The organism is Dietzia sp. PP-33 (assembly GCF_033790845.1).
GTDB lineage: Bacteria > Actinomycetota > Actinomycetes > Mycobacteriales > Mycobacteriaceae > Dietzia.
On sequence record NZ_JAMYEI010000008.1, the window covers coordinates 166,003 to 180,505 of the forward strand.

Here is a 14,503-nt window from a genome sequence, read left to right on the forward strand (position 1 = left end):
TTAACGCTTCTTACCGGTGCGACGGCGACGGACAATCATCTTGTCACTCGCCTTGTTGGGCTTGCGGGTCCTGCCCTCGGGCTCGCCCCACGGGCTGACGGGGTGACGTCCACCGGACGTCTTGCCCTCGCCACCACCGTGCGGGTGGTCGATGGGGTTCATCACGACGCCGCGGACGGTCGGGCGAACGCCCTTCCACCGCATGCGGCCGGCCTTACCCCAGTTGATGTTTCCCTGCTCGGCGTTGCCGACCTCGCCGATCGTGGCGCGGCAGCGTACGTCGACCCGGCGGATCTCACCGGACGGCATGCGGAGGGAGGCGTACGCGCCCTCCTTGCCGAGCAGCTGGATGCCGGCACCGGCCGCGCGCGCCATCTTGGCACCGCCGCCGGGGCGGAGCTCCACCGCGTGCACGACGGTGCCCGCGGGGATGTTGCGGAGCGGCAGGTTGTTGCCGGTCTTGATGTCGGCACCGACGCCCGACTCGATCCTCATACCCTGCTTGAGATTGCGCGGGGCCAGGATGTACCGCTTCTCGCCGTCCGCGTAGTGCAGGAGGGCGATGTTGGCGGTGCGGTTCGGGTCGTACTCGATGTGCGCGACGGTGGCGTCGACGCCGTCCTTGTCGTTACGACGGAAGTCGATGACGCGGTACTGGCGCTTGTGTCCGCCACCCTTGTGACGGGTGGTGATGCGACCGTGTCCGTTACGACCGCCGGTCTTGTGCAGTGGACGCAGCAGCGACTTCTCGGGCGTCGAGCGCGTGATCTCGGCGAAGTCCGAGACGCTCGAGCCGCGACGGCCGGGCGTCGTGGGCTTGTACTTGCGGATAGCCATGAGGTTCTCTCGTCCTTAACTCTTCCCGCCGTCAGGCGGTCAGACCCGGGATCTCGATGGGCTTGCTGTCAGCCGCGAGGGTCACGATGGCGCGCTTGGTGCTCTTGCGCTGTCCGAACCCGGTGCGGGTGCGCTTGCGCTTGCCCTGACGGTTGGCGGTGTTCACGGACTCCACGGTGACGCCGAAGATCTCCTGGATGGCGATCTTGATCTGCGTCTTGTTGGCGTCCGGGGCGACCAGGAACGTGTACACGCCCTGCTCGAGCAGGCCGTAGGCCTTCTCGGAGACGACGGGGGCGAGGATCACGTCCCGGGGGTCGGCGACGGTGCTCACTTGTCGGCCTCCTTCGCGGCGGTGTTCTTCGTGCCTGCGGCACGCTGGCTCGCCTGCGTGACGAACGCGTCCAGAGCCTCCACCGTGAACACGACGTCGTCTGCACGCAGGACGTCGTAGGTGTTGAGCTGATCCGGAGCGATCGGGTGGACGTGGTCGAGGTTGCCGACCGAACGCCACGCGGCGGTGTCCTCGCGGCTCACGACCACCAGGAACTTCTTGCGGTCGGACATGCTCCCGAGGAAGTCACGGACGCCGGCCGTGGAGGGCTTCTGGCCCTCGACGAACTCGGTGACGACGTGGATCCGCTCGCTCGCGGCCCGGTCCGAGAGGGCGCCACGGAGAGCGGCGGCCTTCATCTTCTTGGGGGTGCGCTGCGAGTAATCGCGCGGCTTGGGGCCGTGCACCGTGCCACCGCCCGTGTAGGCGGGGGCGCGGGTCGAGCCCTGACGGGCGCGACCGGTCCCCTTCTGGCGGAACGGCTTGCGCCCACCGCCACGGACCTCGCCGCGGGTCTTGGTCGAATGCGTCCCCTGACGGGCCGCGGCGAGCTGCGCCACCACGACCTGGTGCATCAGGGACAGGTTGGGCTCCACGCCGAAGATCTCGGCGGGCAGCTCGACCGACCCGTTGGCCGAACCGGCCGGGGTACGGACGTCAAGCTTGAGATTCACGGTGTTCTCCGTCGTGGTCATGCGCGCGCACCGCCCTTCACTGCGGATCGGACCATCACGAGGCCGCCGTTGCGGCCCGGGACTGCACCCTTGATGAGGAGGACGCCGGCCTCGGCGTCGACCTTGTGGACCTTGAGGTTCATCGTGGTCACGCGCTCGTTGCCCATGCGGCCGGACATCTTCTTGCCCTTGAACACGCGACCGGGAGTGGACGCGCCACCGATGGAGCCCGGACGCCGGTGCACGGCCTGCGTGCCGTGTGAGGCGCCCTGACCATGGAAGCCGTGACGCTTCATGGTGCCGGCGAAGCCCTTGCCCTTCGAGGTGCCGGTCACGTCGACGAACGCGCCGTCGGAGAACGCGTCCGCGCCGATCTCCTGGCCGAGTTCGAAGGCCGCGGCCTGCTCGGCGTTGTCGAGCCGGATCTCCGCGAGGTGGCGACGCGGGGTCACACCCGCCTTGGAGAACTGACCCGTGACGGGCTTGGTGACCCTTCGGGGGTCGATCGCGCCGAAGGCGATCTGTACGGCGTTGTAGCCGTCGGTCTCTTCTGTACGGATCCCGGTAACGACACACGGCCCGGCCTTGATGACGGTAACCGGGACGACCCGGTTGTTCTCGTCGAAGACCTGGGTCATGCCGAGCTTCGCGCCCAGGATTCCCTTGATCTCGGTAGTACTCATCTGTTCACTGTCTCCGCTGCACGTTGCTTGCTGACCGCTGCTCGGTCGGAGGTCACTGGATGTTGACGTCGACGCTGGCGGGCAGGTCGATGCGCATGAGCGCGTCCACGGTCTTGGGCGTGGGGTCGAGGATGTCGATCAACCGCTTATGCGTCCGCATCTCGAAGTGCTCGCGCGAGTCCTTGTACTTGTGCGGCGAGCGGATGACGCAGTAAACGTTCTTCTCTGTCGGCAACGGCACCGGGCCGACGACACGAGCTCCCGTACGGGTGACCGTCTCGACGATCTTGCGCGCCGAGGCGTCGATGGCCTCGTGGTCATAGGCCTTGAGCCGGATGCGGATCTTTTGTCCCGCCACTTCGTCCTCATTCTCCCCCCGCCCGTGAAGGCGGCTGTCGTGAGCGCCCTCGCTTCGCGGGGGACACTTCTGTGTTCGCTGGTCATACGTGACACCGTCAGACCGTCGATCACCCGGTCACATGCATCGGTGCTCTGTCGTGGAGGACCTCCGTCGCGCGCTCACGAACGTGACACGACTCAGGGACCTCCAGAGGACGGAGTGCCGCACTCCCGCGGGGCGAGGGTGACGGCGGAACCGATCCGCTGCCGCTGTTGACGTGTCACGACGCGTCCACGCGGTCGGGCGTGTCGCCCTCCCACTTTTCCGGCGGGTGATCGCTCACCCGCCACGTCGTGCTCGCCCGACCAACCCGGCTGTCCGCGGGACCCAGGGGTCCACACGAGTTCGCCGTCTTGTCCGGGCAACTCGACCAGTATGCCGTACAGGGGCGCCGGGAACAAAATCGGAGGCCTCGGCGGTGACGAAGCCGCGCGGCGATCACCACGATTTCTGTACCGTCGAACCATCAGCGCCCACGCGCCACGTCCCCCCAGGAGAGCAGAACGTGAACAGCCGACGCGAGCCACGCGACCCCGCCGCCTACAAGCGGGACAGGCGCCAGGCCGTCCTGCGCCACCATCCCGACAAGGGTGGCGATCCGGACGAGATGCTCCGCGCGCTGCAGGAGGTCGACCGTCGCCATGGGCTCGCCGCCGGCAGACGCCCGGACAACGCTGCGACGGCAGAGCAGGTCGCCGCTGTGGCCGTGACCGCTCTCGCTGGCGTGGCCGCGGTCGGGCTGTCGGTGGCGATGAGCGTCATGGGGCGACGACGGTAGTCGCCGCACCCGTCCCCGCGGACGACTGAGGGGCGCCCCACCTCGCGGTGGAGCGCCCCTCACTCTTGTGGTCCGGACGTGCCGTCCGACCCGCAGGGTCAGTCGATCACTTGACGATCTTGGTGACCTGACCGGCGCCGACGGTGCGGCCACCCTCACGGATCGCGAAGCGCAGGCCCTCGTCCATGGCGACCGGCTGGATGAGCTCGACGCTCATCTCGGTGTTGTCGCCCGGCATGACCATCTCGGTGCCCTCGGGGAGGGTCACGACGCCGGTCACGTCCGTGGTGCGGAAGTAGAACTGCGGACGGTAGTTGTTGAAGAACGGCGTGTGACGGCCGCCCTCGTCCTTGGACAGGATGTACGCCTGGCCCTCGAAGTTGGTGTGCGGGGTGTAGGCGCCCGGCTTGATGACGACCTGACCACGCTCCACCTCCTCGCGCTTGAGACCGCGCACGAGCAGACCCACGTTGTCGCCGGCCTCGCCGTAGTCGAGGAGCTTACGGAACATCTCGATGCCCGTGATGGTGGTCTTGGTCGCCTTCTCCTTGATGCCGATGAGCTCGACATCCTCGTTGACGTTGACCTTGCCACGCTCGATACGGCCGGTGACGACGGTGCCACGACCGGTGATCGTGAAGACGTCCTCGACGGGCATGAGGAACGGCTTCTCCGTCTCACGCTCGGGGTCGGGGATGGAGTCGTCGCACGCCTTCATGAGGTCGACGATGGCCTGGACCCACTTCTCGTCACCCTCAAGCGCCTTGAGAGCAGAGATCTGGACGATGGGGGCGTCCTCGTCGAACTCCTGCGAGGCGAGGAGCTCACGCACCTCCATCTCGACGAGCTCGAGGATCTCCTCGTCGTCGACCATGTCGCACTTGTTGAGCGCGACGAGGATGTAGGGCACGCCGACCTGACGCGCGAGCAGCACATGCTCGCGGGTCTGCGGCATCGGACCGTCGGTGGCCGCCACGACCAGGATCGCGCCGTCCATCTGCGCGGCACCGGTGATCATGTTCTTGATGTAGTCGGCGTGACCGGGGGCGTCGACGTGCGCGTAGTGGCGCTTCTCGGTCTGGTACTCGACGTGGGAGATGTTGATCGTGATACCACGAGCCTTCTCCTCCGGCGCCTTGTCGATCTGGTCGAACGCGAACGCCTCGTTGAGATCGGGGAAAGTCTCCGCCAGAACCTTGGTGATGGCCGCGGTGGTGGTGGTCTTGCCGTGGTCGACGTGACCGATGGTGCCGATGTTTACGTGCGGTTTCGTCCGCTCGAACTTCGCCTTCGCCACTTGTTGTCCTCCTGGACTGGTCTGTCCGCACTGGATAGTGGGACCTGCGTTGTGTGGGATCTGATCTTACTCATCGTGCCGTGGTGGGCACGAACCGGCGGCCACCCGGAGGTTCGACCGTGCGCCGCCGATAATCGGTCCCACCCCCTCTCGTCGACGGGGCGGGACCGCTACCGGTTACTCGCCGGTCGCCTTGGCGATGATCTCCTTGGACACACTCGCCGGGACCTCGGCGTAGTGGGAGAAGACCATCGAGTAGTTGGCCCGGCCCTGCGTCTTCGACCGGAGGTCGCCGACGTAGCCGAACATCTCGGACAGCGGCACGTTGGCCTTGACGACGCGGGCGCCGGAGCGCTCCTCCATCGCCTGGATCATGCCGCGACGGGAGTTGATGTCGCCGATGACGTCACCCATGTAGTCCTCCGGCGTGACGACCTCGACGGCCATCAGCGGCTCGAGGATCACGGGCTGACACCGGCGGGAGGCCTCCTTGAAGGCCATCGAGCCCGCGACCTTGAACGCCATCTCCGAGGAGTCGACCTCGTGGTAGGCGCCGTCGATCAGCGTGGCCTTCACGTTGACCATCGGGTAGCCGGCGAGGACGCCGTACTGCATGGCGTCCTTGATGCCGTGGTCCACCGAGGGGATGTACTCCTTGGGGATACGGCCACCGGTGACCTTGTCGGAGAACTCGTACGTCTCCCCGGCCTCGATCTGCTCCTGCGGGAGGGGCTCGAGACGGATCTGCACCTTCGCGAACTGACCGGAACCACCGGTCTGCTTCTTGTGGGTGTAGTCGTACTTCTCGACCGTGCCCTTGATGGTCTCCCGGTAGGCGACCTGCGGCTTGCCGACGTTGGCCTCGACCTTGAACTCGCGCTTCATGCGGTCGACGAGGACGTCCAGGTGGAGCTCACCCATGCCGCCGATGACGGTCTGTCCGGTCTCGTCGTCCAGCCGGACGGAGAACGTCGGGTCCTCACGGGCCAGCTTCTGGATCGCCGTACCGAGCTTCTCCTGGTCCGCCTTGGTCTTGGGCTCGATCGAGACGTCGATGACCGGCGCCGGGAACGTCATCGACTCGAGGATGACCTGGTTCTGCAGGTCGCACAGGGTGTCGCCCGTGGTGGTGTCCTTGAGGCCGATGAACGCGTAGATGTGGCCGGCGACGGCCTCCTCGACGGGCATCTCCTTGTTGGCGTGCATCTGGAAGAGCTTGCCGACGCGCTCCTTCTTGCCCTTGGTCGCGTTCTGTACCTGCGTGCTCGGGTCGATACGTCCCGAGTACACGCGGACGAAGGTCAGCTCACCGAAGAACGGGTGCACGGCGATCTTGAACGCCAGCGCCGCGAACGGCTCGTCCTTGGACGGCTGACGACGGATCTCCTTCTCCTCGTCGCCCACGGCGTGGCCGTGGATCGAGCCGACGTCCAGCGGGTTCGGGAGGAAGTCGATGACGGCGTCGAGCAGGGGCTGCACGCCCTTGTTCTTGTACGCCGATCCGCACAGCACCGGGTAGATCTCGGCGTTCACGGTCATCTTGCGGATCGCGGCCTTGATGTCCCCGGTCGACAGCTCCTCGCCACCGAAGTACTTCTCCATGAGGGCCTCGTCGCTCTCGGCGACGGCCTCGAGGAGCTTCTCCCGGTACTCGTCGGCCTTCTCCTGCAGATCGGCCGGGATGTCCTGGACCTGCGCATCGGCGCCGATCTCGGTCTTACCGGGCCAGACGAGGGCCTTCATCTCGACGAGGTCGACGACACCGTCGAACTGGTCCTCGGCGCCGATCGGCAGCTGGAGGACCAGCGGCTTGGCGCCAAGCCGGTCGATGATGGTCTGGACCGTGTAGTAGAAGTCCGCGCCCATCTTGTCCATCTTGTTGACGAAGCAGATGCGCGGGACGTCGTACTTCTCGGCCTGGCGCCAGACCTGCTCGGACTGGGGCTCGACGCCCTCCTTGCCGTCGAACACCGCGACCGCGCCGTCGAGGACGCGGAGAGACCGCTCGACCTCGACGGTGAAGTCGACGTGACCCGGGGTATCGATGATGTTGATCTGGTTGTCGGACCAGAAACAGGTGACGGCGGCCGAGGTGATCGTGATGCCGCGCTCCTTCTCCTGTTCCATCCAGTCGGTGGTCGAGGCGCCGTCGTGCGTCTCGCCCGCCTTGCGGTTGACACCCGTGTAGAACAGGATGCGCTCGGTGACGGTTGTCTTACCGGCGTCGATGTGCGCCATGATGCCGATGTTGCGGACCTTGTTCAGGTCGGTCAGCACGTCCTGTGCCACGGATGGTCCCCGATCGTGAGTCTTAGGTGGCCCGGGCGGTCGTCATCGACCGTCCGAACCGGGTCTGTGGTGCCGGGCCGCGCCCCGCTTCGCCTCGCGCGGGGCCGACCCTCGTTCAATGATGCCACCCTCAGGGCGGCGGGGGGACCCCGGAGAGGTGACGCCCGGTGGGCGTCCCCCGCTCCGGGGCCCGGCTGGATCACCAGCGGTAGTGTGCGAACGCCCGGTTGGCCTCGGCCATCTTGTGGGTGTCCTCGCGGCGCTTGACCGCGGCACCCAGGCCGTTCGAGGCGTCGAGGATCTCGTTGGCGAGACGCTCGACCATGCTGTTCTCGCGACGCTGCCGGGAGAAGGTCACCAGCCAGCGCATGGCGAGGGTCGTGGAACGGCCGGGCCGGACCTCGACGGGCACCTGGTAGGTGGCGCCACCGACGCGGCGGGAGCGGACCTCGAGGGCCGGCTTGACGTTGTCGAGGGCCTTCTTGAGGGTGAGAACCGGGTCGGTACCGGTCTTCTCACGGCAGATCTCCAGCGCCGAGTAGACGATGCGCTCGGCGGTCGTCTTCTTGCCGTCGAGGAGGATCTTGTTGACGAGCTGCGTGACCAGCGGCGACCCGTAGACCGGGTCGTTGATGAGCTGGCGCTTCGGGGCGGGACCCTTACGAGGCATTACTTCTCCTTCTTGGCGCCGTAGCGGGAGCGGGCCTGCTTGCGGTCCTTGACACCCTGGGTGTCGAGCGAGCCGCGGATGATCTTGTACCGGACACCCGGGAGGTCCTTCACTCGACCGCCACGAACGAGCACCATCGAGTGCTCCTGCAGGTTGTGACCCTCACCGGGGATGTAGGCGGAGACCTCGATGCCGCTGGTCAGACGCACACGCGCCACCTTCCGCAGCGCGGAGTTCGGCTTCTTGGGGGTGGTGGTGTACACGCGGGTGCACACGCCGCGGCGCTGCGGCGAGCCCTTGAGGGCGGCCGTCGCCGACGACGTCTTCTTGTCCTGGCGGCCCTTGCGGACCAGCTGGTTGATGGTTGGCATGAACCGACTTTCTCTAGCTGGCGGCCTCCTCGGGGGCGACCACCGGTCACTGGGACGTTGCTCGTATCCGGACTCTCGCGCTCCCCGACGGGCGCACGGGCGACCACGTCAGCCGCTCTCGCTGGCCTACTGGGCACGATCCTCCAGCTCGCATACTGCGAGCACGATGGTCAAGCCTAACCGCCGCCTGGATGATCGGTCAAAACGGGGCCGGGGCGACACCGTCGCTCCGGGTCTCGCCGGTGTCGGCGAGCACCAGATCGAGCGTCTCGGCCCAGAAGCGGATCACCTTCTCACGCCTCGCCGAGTCGTCGGAGAGCACGTCCGCGAGACCGAGCCCGCGGGCGAGGTCGAGGGTGGCCTGGAGGGACCGGCGCACCCGGGCGTCGCCGGGGTCGCGGCCGAGGGCGGCCGCGGCGATCGCCAGGACCTCACGGGACATGTGGCTCTCGAGCGGCAGCACCCGATCGCTGAGCGCCGGATCGCTCGCCGCCGCGGTCCACACGTGTAGCGCGGCCTTGAACAGGTCCGAGGTGTAGTGCTGGACGATGAGACGCACGACGGCCACCGTCCGCTCCGGCCCGGGATCGGGGAGGTCCAGCCCCACACTGCGCACGTCCTCGATCCGCTGTTCGATCATGTGGCCGAGCGCGGCGGTGATGAGGTCCTCCCGGGTCGGGAAGTGGTGCTGCGCGGCACCCCGTGAGACGCCGGCGGCGGCGGCCACCGCACCCACGGTGGTCGCCGCCCAGCCCTGCGTCGCCAGGAGATCGATGGAGGCACCGAGCAGTCGTTCCCGCGTGAGGCGGCTACGGTCCTGCTTGGGGGTCCGTTGCTCGGTCTCCGTCATTCTTCCTCCTGTTACCAGTCCCGCTCGTCGTAGATGATCACACCGCGGATGTTCTTGCCGTCGCGCATGTCCTGGTACCCCTGGTTGATCTCGTCGAGCCGATAGGTCTTGGTGACCAACTCGTCGAGTTTGAGGTTGCCGGCCCGGTACTGGTGCAGCAGGTGCGGGATCTGCTTGCGCGGACCGGTACCCCCGAAGATGGCACCCTGCAGGGTCTTCTGCTGCATCGCGAGGTCGAGGATGGACACCTGGGCGTCGACGGCCATCATGTCGCCGAGCCCCACCACCACACACCTGCGACCCTTGCCCGTGAGCGTCAGCCCGGGCAGGAGGTCCTTGCCCTCGACGACGCCCATGGTGAGCAGGACCAGGTCGGCCATACGTCCCCAGCTGAGCTCCCCCACCAGCGCCATGGCGTCGTCCATGGAGGCGCACGTGTGGGTGGCCCCGAACTCCATGGCCTTCTCGCGCTTGAACTCGACCGGGTCGACGGCCACGATCACGCGCGCCCCGGCCGCCGCGGCGCCCTGGACCGAGTTGATCCCGATCCCCCCGACGCCCACCACGACGACGACGTCGCCCTCCTTGGCCTGTCCGATCTCGGTGGCCGAACCCCAGCCGGTGCACACGCCGCAGCCGAGCAGCGCTGCCTTGTCGAGGGGGATGTCCTTCTCGATCTTCACGACCGAGGACTGGTGGACGGTGACGTGGGGCGCGAAGGTCCCCAGGACGCACATGGTCGCCACGGGCTCGCCGTCGGCGGTGTGCACCCGGTAGCCGTCGTCGCTGATCGCCCGTCCGCTGAGCAGACCGGCGCCGTTGTCACAGAGGTTCTGCAGTCCCTCGGAGCAGGGCGGGCAGGTGCCGCAGGCGGGGATGAACGCCAGGACGACGTGGTCCCCCTCCTCTAGGCCGATCACACCCTCGCCGACCTTGGTGACGACCCCGGCGCCCTCGTGACCGCCCATGATCGGGTAGGACTCGAACTGCAGGTCGCCGGTGAGCAGGTGCTCGTCCGAATGGCAGAGCCCCGACGCGGCGAGCTTGATCTGGACCTCTCCCGCCGTGGGATCGTCGATGTCGACGTCGACGATCTCCCAACCGTCCTGCTTGGGCTCACGGATGATGGCGGCCTTGGTGCGCATACTCTTACTCCTCGAACGAGAGCTGATGATGTAGCACTGGTCATGTGACCAGGGCCACATCACACGCTACTCTGCGGTGCTCGCCCAGGAGGGCTGTCGGCGTTCCAGGAACGCGGTCATTCCCTCGGCAACCTCGGGCGTGGTGAACAACCGCGCGGTGACCCCGGCGAGGTCGTCTCCACGGGCGTCGAGCTCGGCCAGGATCGGCCCCGCCAGCAGCGCCTTGTTCTCCGCGAGGCCCTGCGGTGAGCAGGGCCGGAAGGAGTCGACGAGCTCGTCGACGGCGGCGTCGAGGTTATCGACCGCGTCCGACAGCAGGCCGATCCGCCGGGCGTGTGCGGAGTCGAACTTCTCCCCCGTCAGGAGTGCACGTGCGAGGTCCCGTGAGTTCACACGCGCTGCCAGCGGCACCGAGATCATGGCCGCCGCCAGACCCAGGCGGACCTCGGTGAGCGCGAACGTCGACGCCGGTCCGGCGAGCGCGAGGTCGCAGGCGGCGAGCAGGCCCATCCCGCCCGCGCGGACGTGGCCGTCGACGGCCGCGATCACCGGCTTGGGGTGCGAGATGATCGCCCGGAGCAGTCCCAGGAAGATCCGGGTCCGCTCGGCGGCCTGATCCTCCGGGCTGCTCCCGTCGGCTCCGGCCGCGGAGGCTTCGCTGAGGTCGGCACCGGCGCAGAAGGTCCCGCCGACGTGACCGAGGACCACCACGCGGGCGCCGTCGTCCGCGGCCGCCCGGTCGAGCGCCGCGTGCAGCTGCTCGACCAGCGCGGTCGAGATGGCGTTGCGGTTGTGCTGCGAGTCCAGAATCACGCGGGCGGCACCGCCGGTGACCTCGTACCGCACCACGGTCTGATCACCCGCCGTCTGTTCACTCACCGTCTGATCGTCCACCGCGGCCACCTCAGTAGCTCCTCGGCAACCCGAGCGAGTGCTGGGCCACGTAGTTGAGGATCATCTCCCGGCTCACCGGGGCGATGCGGGGCAGGCGCGACGCGGCGAGCATGCCGGCGAGGCCGTACTCCACCGACAACCCGTTGCCGCCGAGGGTCTGGATGGCCTGGTCGACGGTGCGGGCGGAGACCTCTCCGGAGGCGTACTTGGCCATGTTGGCGGCCTCGCCGGCGAGGTCGTCCAGGCCGGCGTCGACGAGCGCGGCGGCCTTGCGCATCATGAGCCGGGCCAGTTCGAGCTCGATCTTGCACTGGGCGAGGGGGTGGGCGATCCCCTGGTGGGCGCCGATCGGGGTCTTCCACACGGTGCGCTCGTTGGCGTACTTGGTGGCCTTGTCCATCGCGTAGCGCGCGGAACCGATCGCCATTCCGGAAGCCATGATGCGTTCGGGGTTGAGGCCCGCGAAGAGCATGAGCAGCGCGGTGTCGCCGTCTCCGATGAGCGCGTCGGCGGGCAGCCGCACGTCGTCGAAGTACAGCTGGAACTGCCGCTCGGGCGTGCGCACCTCGGTGGGGATGTGGGTGCGCTCGAGCCCCGGGGCGTCGGTGGGCACCATGAACAGTGCCGGCTGGAGCTTCCCGCTCGCGGCGCCCTCGAGTCGGGCCACCACGAGGATGGCGTCGGCCTGGTCGACGCCGGAGATGTAGGTCTTCTGCCCGGTGAGCAGGAAGTCCGAGCCGTCCCGGCGCGCGGTGGTGGTGATGGCGTGGGAGTTGGACCCGGCGTCCGGCTCGGTGATCGCGAAGGAGGTGATGATTTCGCCCGAGGCCAGGCCCGGAAGCCAGCGCTTCTTCTGCTCCTCGGTCCCGAAGCGGGAGATGATGGTGCCGTTGATGGCGGGCGAGACCACCATCATGAGCAGCCCGGCACCCGCGGCGGAGAGCTCCTCCTCGACCATCGCGAGCTCGGTCATGCCGGCCCCGCCGCCGCCGTACTCCTCGGGAAGGTTCACGCCCAGCAGTCCGAGCCTGCCCGCCTCGGTCCACAACTCGTCGGTGGTCTCACCGGCGTCGGACTTCTCGCGCATGTACTCCATGCCGTATCGCGAGCCCAGGTCGAAGGCGACCTTGCGGAGTTGCTTCTGCTCCTCGGTGTCGACGACGGGGTTGGGGATCTGTGAGATGTCGGTCATCGTGGTCACTCCTGGGGGGTGGTGGTGTCGGAGGTGTCGGTGCTGTCGGTGTCGGTGCCGGGTTCGGTGACGACGGCGAGGATGGTGCCGGACTCGACCTGGCTGCCCACCTCGACCGGGAGCTCGCTGACGATGCCGTCGACGGCGGCGGAGATGGTGTGTTCCATCTTCATGGCCTCCATCCACAGCAGCGGCTGGCCGGCGGTGACGGTGTCACCGACTGAGACCGCCACGCGGATGACCGCGCCCGGCATGGGCGCGAGCAGTGAACCGGCGGCGACCTCGGCGGCCGGGTCGGTGTAGCGGGGCGGTTCGACGAGCGAGACGGGGCCGAGCGGGGAGTCCACCTCGACGACGGTGTCCGCCCCGGCAACCTCGTAGCGGGCCACGGCGAAGGTGCGGCGCACTCCCCTGACCTCGAAGTCGACGGCGTCCGCGCGGACCTGGCCGACGCTGACGACCTCGGCGAGATCGCCGTCCGCGCGGGCGCCGGAGCGGTCGCGGATGTATGCCACCTCGAGCTCGTCCTCGCCGTGGCGGAAGGTCCGCTTCTGCAGCGTGCGACCGACGTTGCGGAATCCCGCCTGGGCCAGGGCGACGGGCCCGGCGGCGTGGTCGGCGGTCCCGGACACGACCGCGGCGGCCAGCGCCGAGATCTGCACGGCCTCGTCATCGGCCAGCGGGGCGACGAGCGCCTGCGCACCGTTGTGATCGACACCGTGGTCGTCGAGGAACGCGGTGGACAGGTTGCCGGCGATGAACTCCGGGTGACGCAGCACGCGGACGAGCTGGGCCCGGTTGGTGATCAGGCCGTGGACCTTCGCGCGGGCCAGGGCGCCGGCGAGGGAGGCGCAGGCCTCGGAGCGGGTACGGCCGTAGGAGATGACCTTGGCCAGCATCGGGTCGTAGTGCACGCCGATCAGCGCGCCGTCCGCCCCGGGTTCGACCCCACTGTCCAGGCGGATTCCGGGCCGGTGCGGTCCCTCGAAGGTCGTGGACACCCCGGGCACGTCGAGCGCCCACAGCGTCCCGGATCCCGGCGTGTAGTCGCCTGCCGGGTCCTCGGCGTAGAGGCGGGCCTCGAACGACCACCCGTGGGGGGCCGGGGGTTCGGCGGACGGCAGAGGCAGGCCCGCTGCCACGTCGAACTGGAGGGCGACCAGGTCCAGACCGGTGGTGGCCTCGGTGACCGGGTGCTCCACCTGGAGGCGGGTGTTCATCTCGAGGAAGAAGAACTCGCCGTCGTCGGTCGCCAGGAACTCGACCGTGCCCGCACCGGTGTACCCGATCGCGGCGGCGGCGTCGCGGGCCGCTGAGTGCAGCTTCTCCCGCATCCCCGGGGTCCGCTCGACGAGCGGACTCGGGGCCTCCTCGATGACCTTCTGGTGGCGGCGTTGGATCGAGCACTCGCGCTCGCCCACCGCCCAGACGGTGCCGTGGGCGTCAGCCATGATCTGGACCTCGATGTGGCGTCCACGCTCGAGGTACCGCTCGCAGAACACGGCGTCGTCGCCGAACGCGGACTTGGCCTCACGCTGGGCGCCCGCGATCTCGTCGTGCAGCGACTTCAGGGTGCGGACCACGCGCATGCCGCGGCCGCCGCCACCAGCGGAAGCTTTGACCAGCACCGGGAGGAGGTTCTCGGTGACGTCTGAGGGCTCGAGGTCGGTGAGCATGGGGACGCCCGCCTCGGCCATCGTCTTCTTGGCCTCGATCTTGGAGCCCATGGATTCGATGGACTCGGGCGGAGGGCCGACCCAGGTGAGACCGGCGTCGATCACGGCGCGGGCGAACCCGGCGTTCTCGGACAGGAAGCCGTACCCGGGGTGGATGGCATCGGCCCCGGCGGCTTTCGCGGCCTCGATGACGAGGTCGCCGCGCAGGTAGGTCTCCCCGGGGGTGTTGCCCGGGAGCCGGACGGCCGCGTCGGCCTCGCGGGTGTGCGGCGCGTCGGCGTCGGCGTCCGAGAATACGGCCACCGTGGTCATGCCGAGTGCGCGGGCGGTGCGGTGGACTCGCCGGGCGATCTCGCCTCGGTTGGCCACCAGCACCGAGGTGATCGGAGCTGGGGTGGGTGAATTCTGCATGG

Annotated in this window: 15 protein-coding genes; 1 reads left to right on the forward strand and 14 read right to left on the reverse strand. The window is 68.3% G+C overall.

The genetic code is table 11. The features are described from left to right. Genes rplB through rpsJ form a run of 5 tightly spaced genes read right to left on the reverse strand, consistent with a single transcriptional unit; the run spans window position 1 to window position 2,886 of the window. Window positions 1-837 (reverse strand): 50S ribosomal protein L2, encoded by an 837-nt coding sequence (rplB, locus tag NJE57_RS14695; protein ID WP_319029262.1) that lies wholly within the window; start codon window positions 835-837, stop codon window positions 1-3. A gap of 31 nt (window positions 838-868) precedes the next feature. After that, on the reverse strand, window positions 869-1,171 hold the full coding sequence (rplW, locus tag NJE57_RS14700; RefSeq protein WP_319029263.1) for a 50S ribosomal protein L23: 303 nt from the start codon (window positions 1,169-1,171) through the stop codon (window positions 869-871). Beyond that, on the reverse strand, window positions 1,168-1,866 hold the full coding sequence (gene rplD, locus NJE57_RS14705; RefSeq protein WP_319029264.1) for a 50S ribosomal protein L4: 699 nt from the start codon (window positions 1,864-1,866) through the stop codon (window positions 1,168-1,170). The genes rplW and rplD overlap by 4 nt, the downstream gene beginning before the upstream one ends. Further along, the gene (rplC, locus tag NJE57_RS14710; protein WP_319029265.1) at window positions 1,863-2,528 is read right to left on the reverse strand and encodes a 50S ribosomal protein L3; all 666 of its coding nucleotides are present in this window, start codon (window positions 2,526-2,528) and stop codon (window positions 1,863-1,865) included. The genes rplD and rplC overlap by 4 nt, the downstream gene beginning before the upstream one ends. 52 nt (window positions 2,529-2,580) lie before the next feature. Then, the gene (rpsJ, locus tag NJE57_RS14715; protein WP_003938093.1) at window positions 2,581-2,886 is read right to left on the reverse strand and encodes a 30S ribosomal protein S10; all 306 of its coding nucleotides are present in this window, start codon (window positions 2,884-2,886) and stop codon (window positions 2,581-2,583) included. Window positions 2,887-3,433: 547 nt separating this feature from the next. Between rpsJ and NJE57_RS14720 the strand changes: the two genes are divergently transcribed. Then, on the forward strand, window positions 3,434-3,706 hold the full coding sequence (locus NJE57_RS14720; protein WP_319029266.1) for a hypothetical protein: 273 nt from the start codon (window positions 3,434-3,436) through the stop codon (window positions 3,704-3,706). A 106-nt stretch (window positions 3,707-3,812) separates the two neighbouring features. Here NJE57_RS14720 and tuf read toward each other — a convergent pair whose 3' ends face one another. The 9 genes from tuf to NJE57_RS14765 form a co-directional block, all read right to left on the reverse strand. Further along, window positions 3,813-5,003, reverse strand: a complete 1,191-nt coding sequence (gene tuf / locus NJE57_RS14725) for an elongation factor Tu (protein ID WP_319029267.1) — start codon at window positions 5,001-5,003, stop codon at window positions 3,813-3,815. 177 nt (window positions 5,004-5,180) lie between these two features. Further along, complete coding sequence (gene fusA, locus NJE57_RS14730) at window positions 5,181-7,292, reverse strand: elongation factor G (protein ID WP_319029268.1); 2,112 nt, start codon at window positions 7,290-7,292, stop codon at window positions 5,181-5,183. Between the two features lie 199 nt (window positions 7,293-7,491). Then, window positions 7,492-7,962, reverse strand: a complete 471-nt coding sequence (gene rpsG / locus NJE57_RS14735; RefSeq protein WP_179525929.1) for a 30S ribosomal protein S7 — start codon at window positions 7,960-7,962, stop codon at window positions 7,492-7,494. Then, on the reverse strand, window positions 7,962-8,333 hold the full coding sequence (rpsL, locus tag NJE57_RS14740) for a 30S ribosomal protein S12 (RefSeq protein WP_319029269.1): 372 nt from the start codon (window positions 8,331-8,333) through the stop codon (window positions 7,962-7,964). The genes rpsG and rpsL overlap by 1 nt, the downstream gene beginning before the upstream one ends. 199 nt (window positions 8,334-8,532) lie before the next feature. Continuing rightward, window positions 8,533-9,183: a TetR/AcrR family transcriptional regulator gene (locus tag NJE57_RS14745; protein WP_319029270.1), complete on the reverse strand. Its 651-nt coding sequence runs from the start codon at window positions 9,181-9,183 to the stop codon at window positions 8,533-8,535. Window positions 9,184-9,194: 11 nt separating this feature from the next. Next, window positions 9,195-10,328, reverse strand: a complete 1,134-nt coding sequence (locus NJE57_RS14750) for an NDMA-dependent alcohol dehydrogenase (protein WP_319029271.1) — start codon at window positions 10,326-10,328, stop codon at window positions 9,195-9,197. Between the two features lie 66 nt (window positions 10,329-10,394). Further along, window positions 10,395-11,207, reverse strand: a complete 813-nt coding sequence (locus tag NJE57_RS14755) for an enoyl-CoA hydratase family protein (RefSeq protein ID WP_319029272.1) — start codon at window positions 11,205-11,207, stop codon at window positions 10,395-10,397. A 25-nt stretch (window positions 11,208-11,232) separates the two neighbouring features. Then, window positions 11,233-12,414 carry an acyl-CoA dehydrogenase family protein gene (locus NJE57_RS14760; RefSeq protein ID WP_319029273.1) on the reverse strand — a complete coding sequence of 394 codons (1,182 nt, stop codon included), beginning with the start codon at window positions 12,412-12,414 and terminating at the stop codon, window positions 11,233-11,235. A gap of 5 nt (window positions 12,415-12,419) precedes the next feature. Further along, window positions 12,420-14,501 carry a biotin carboxylase N-terminal domain-containing protein gene (locus NJE57_RS14765; protein ID WP_319029274.1) on the reverse strand — a complete coding sequence of 694 codons (2,082 nt, stop codon included), beginning with the start codon at window positions 14,499-14,501 and terminating at the stop codon, window positions 12,420-12,422. Window positions 14,502-14,503: the final 2 nt, after the last annotated feature.

Bases quoted from the DNA above. Each gene is read 5' to 3' on its own strand.
- rplB (WP_319029262.1), bottom strand. From the start codon at position 837: ATGGCTATCCGCAAGTACAAGCCCACGACGCCCGGCCGTCGCGGCTCG.
- rplD (WP_319029264.1), bottom strand. From the start codon at position 1,866: ATGACCACGACGGAGAACACCGTGAATCTCAAGCTTGACGTCCGTACC.
- rplC (WP_319029265.1), bottom strand. From the start codon at position 2,528: ATGAGTACTACCGAGATCAAGGGAATCCTGGGCGCGAAGCTCGGCATG.
- rpsG (WP_179525929.1), bottom strand. From the start codon at position 7,962: ATGCCTCGTAAGGGTCCCGCCCCGAAGCGCCAGCTCATCAACGACCCG.
- rpsL (WP_319029269.1), bottom strand. From the start codon at position 8,333: ATGCCAACCATCAACCAGCTGGTCCGCAAGGGCCGCCAGGACAAGAAG.
- NJE57_RS14745 (WP_319029270.1), bottom strand. From the start codon at position 9,183: ATGACGGAGACCGAGCAACGGACCCCCAAGCAGGACCGTAGCCGCCTC.
- NJE57_RS14750 (WP_319029271.1), bottom strand. From the start codon at position 10,328: ATGCGCACCAAGGCCGCCATCATCCGTGAGCCCAAGCAGGACGGTTGG.
- NJE57_RS14760 (WP_319029273.1), bottom strand. From the start codon at position 12,414: ATGACCGACATCTCACAGATCCCCAACCCCGTCGTCGACACCGAGGAG.
- NJE57_RS14765 (WP_319029274.1), bottom strand. From the start codon at position 14,501: ATGCAGAATTCACCCACCCCAGCTCCGATCACCTCGGTGCTGGTGGCC.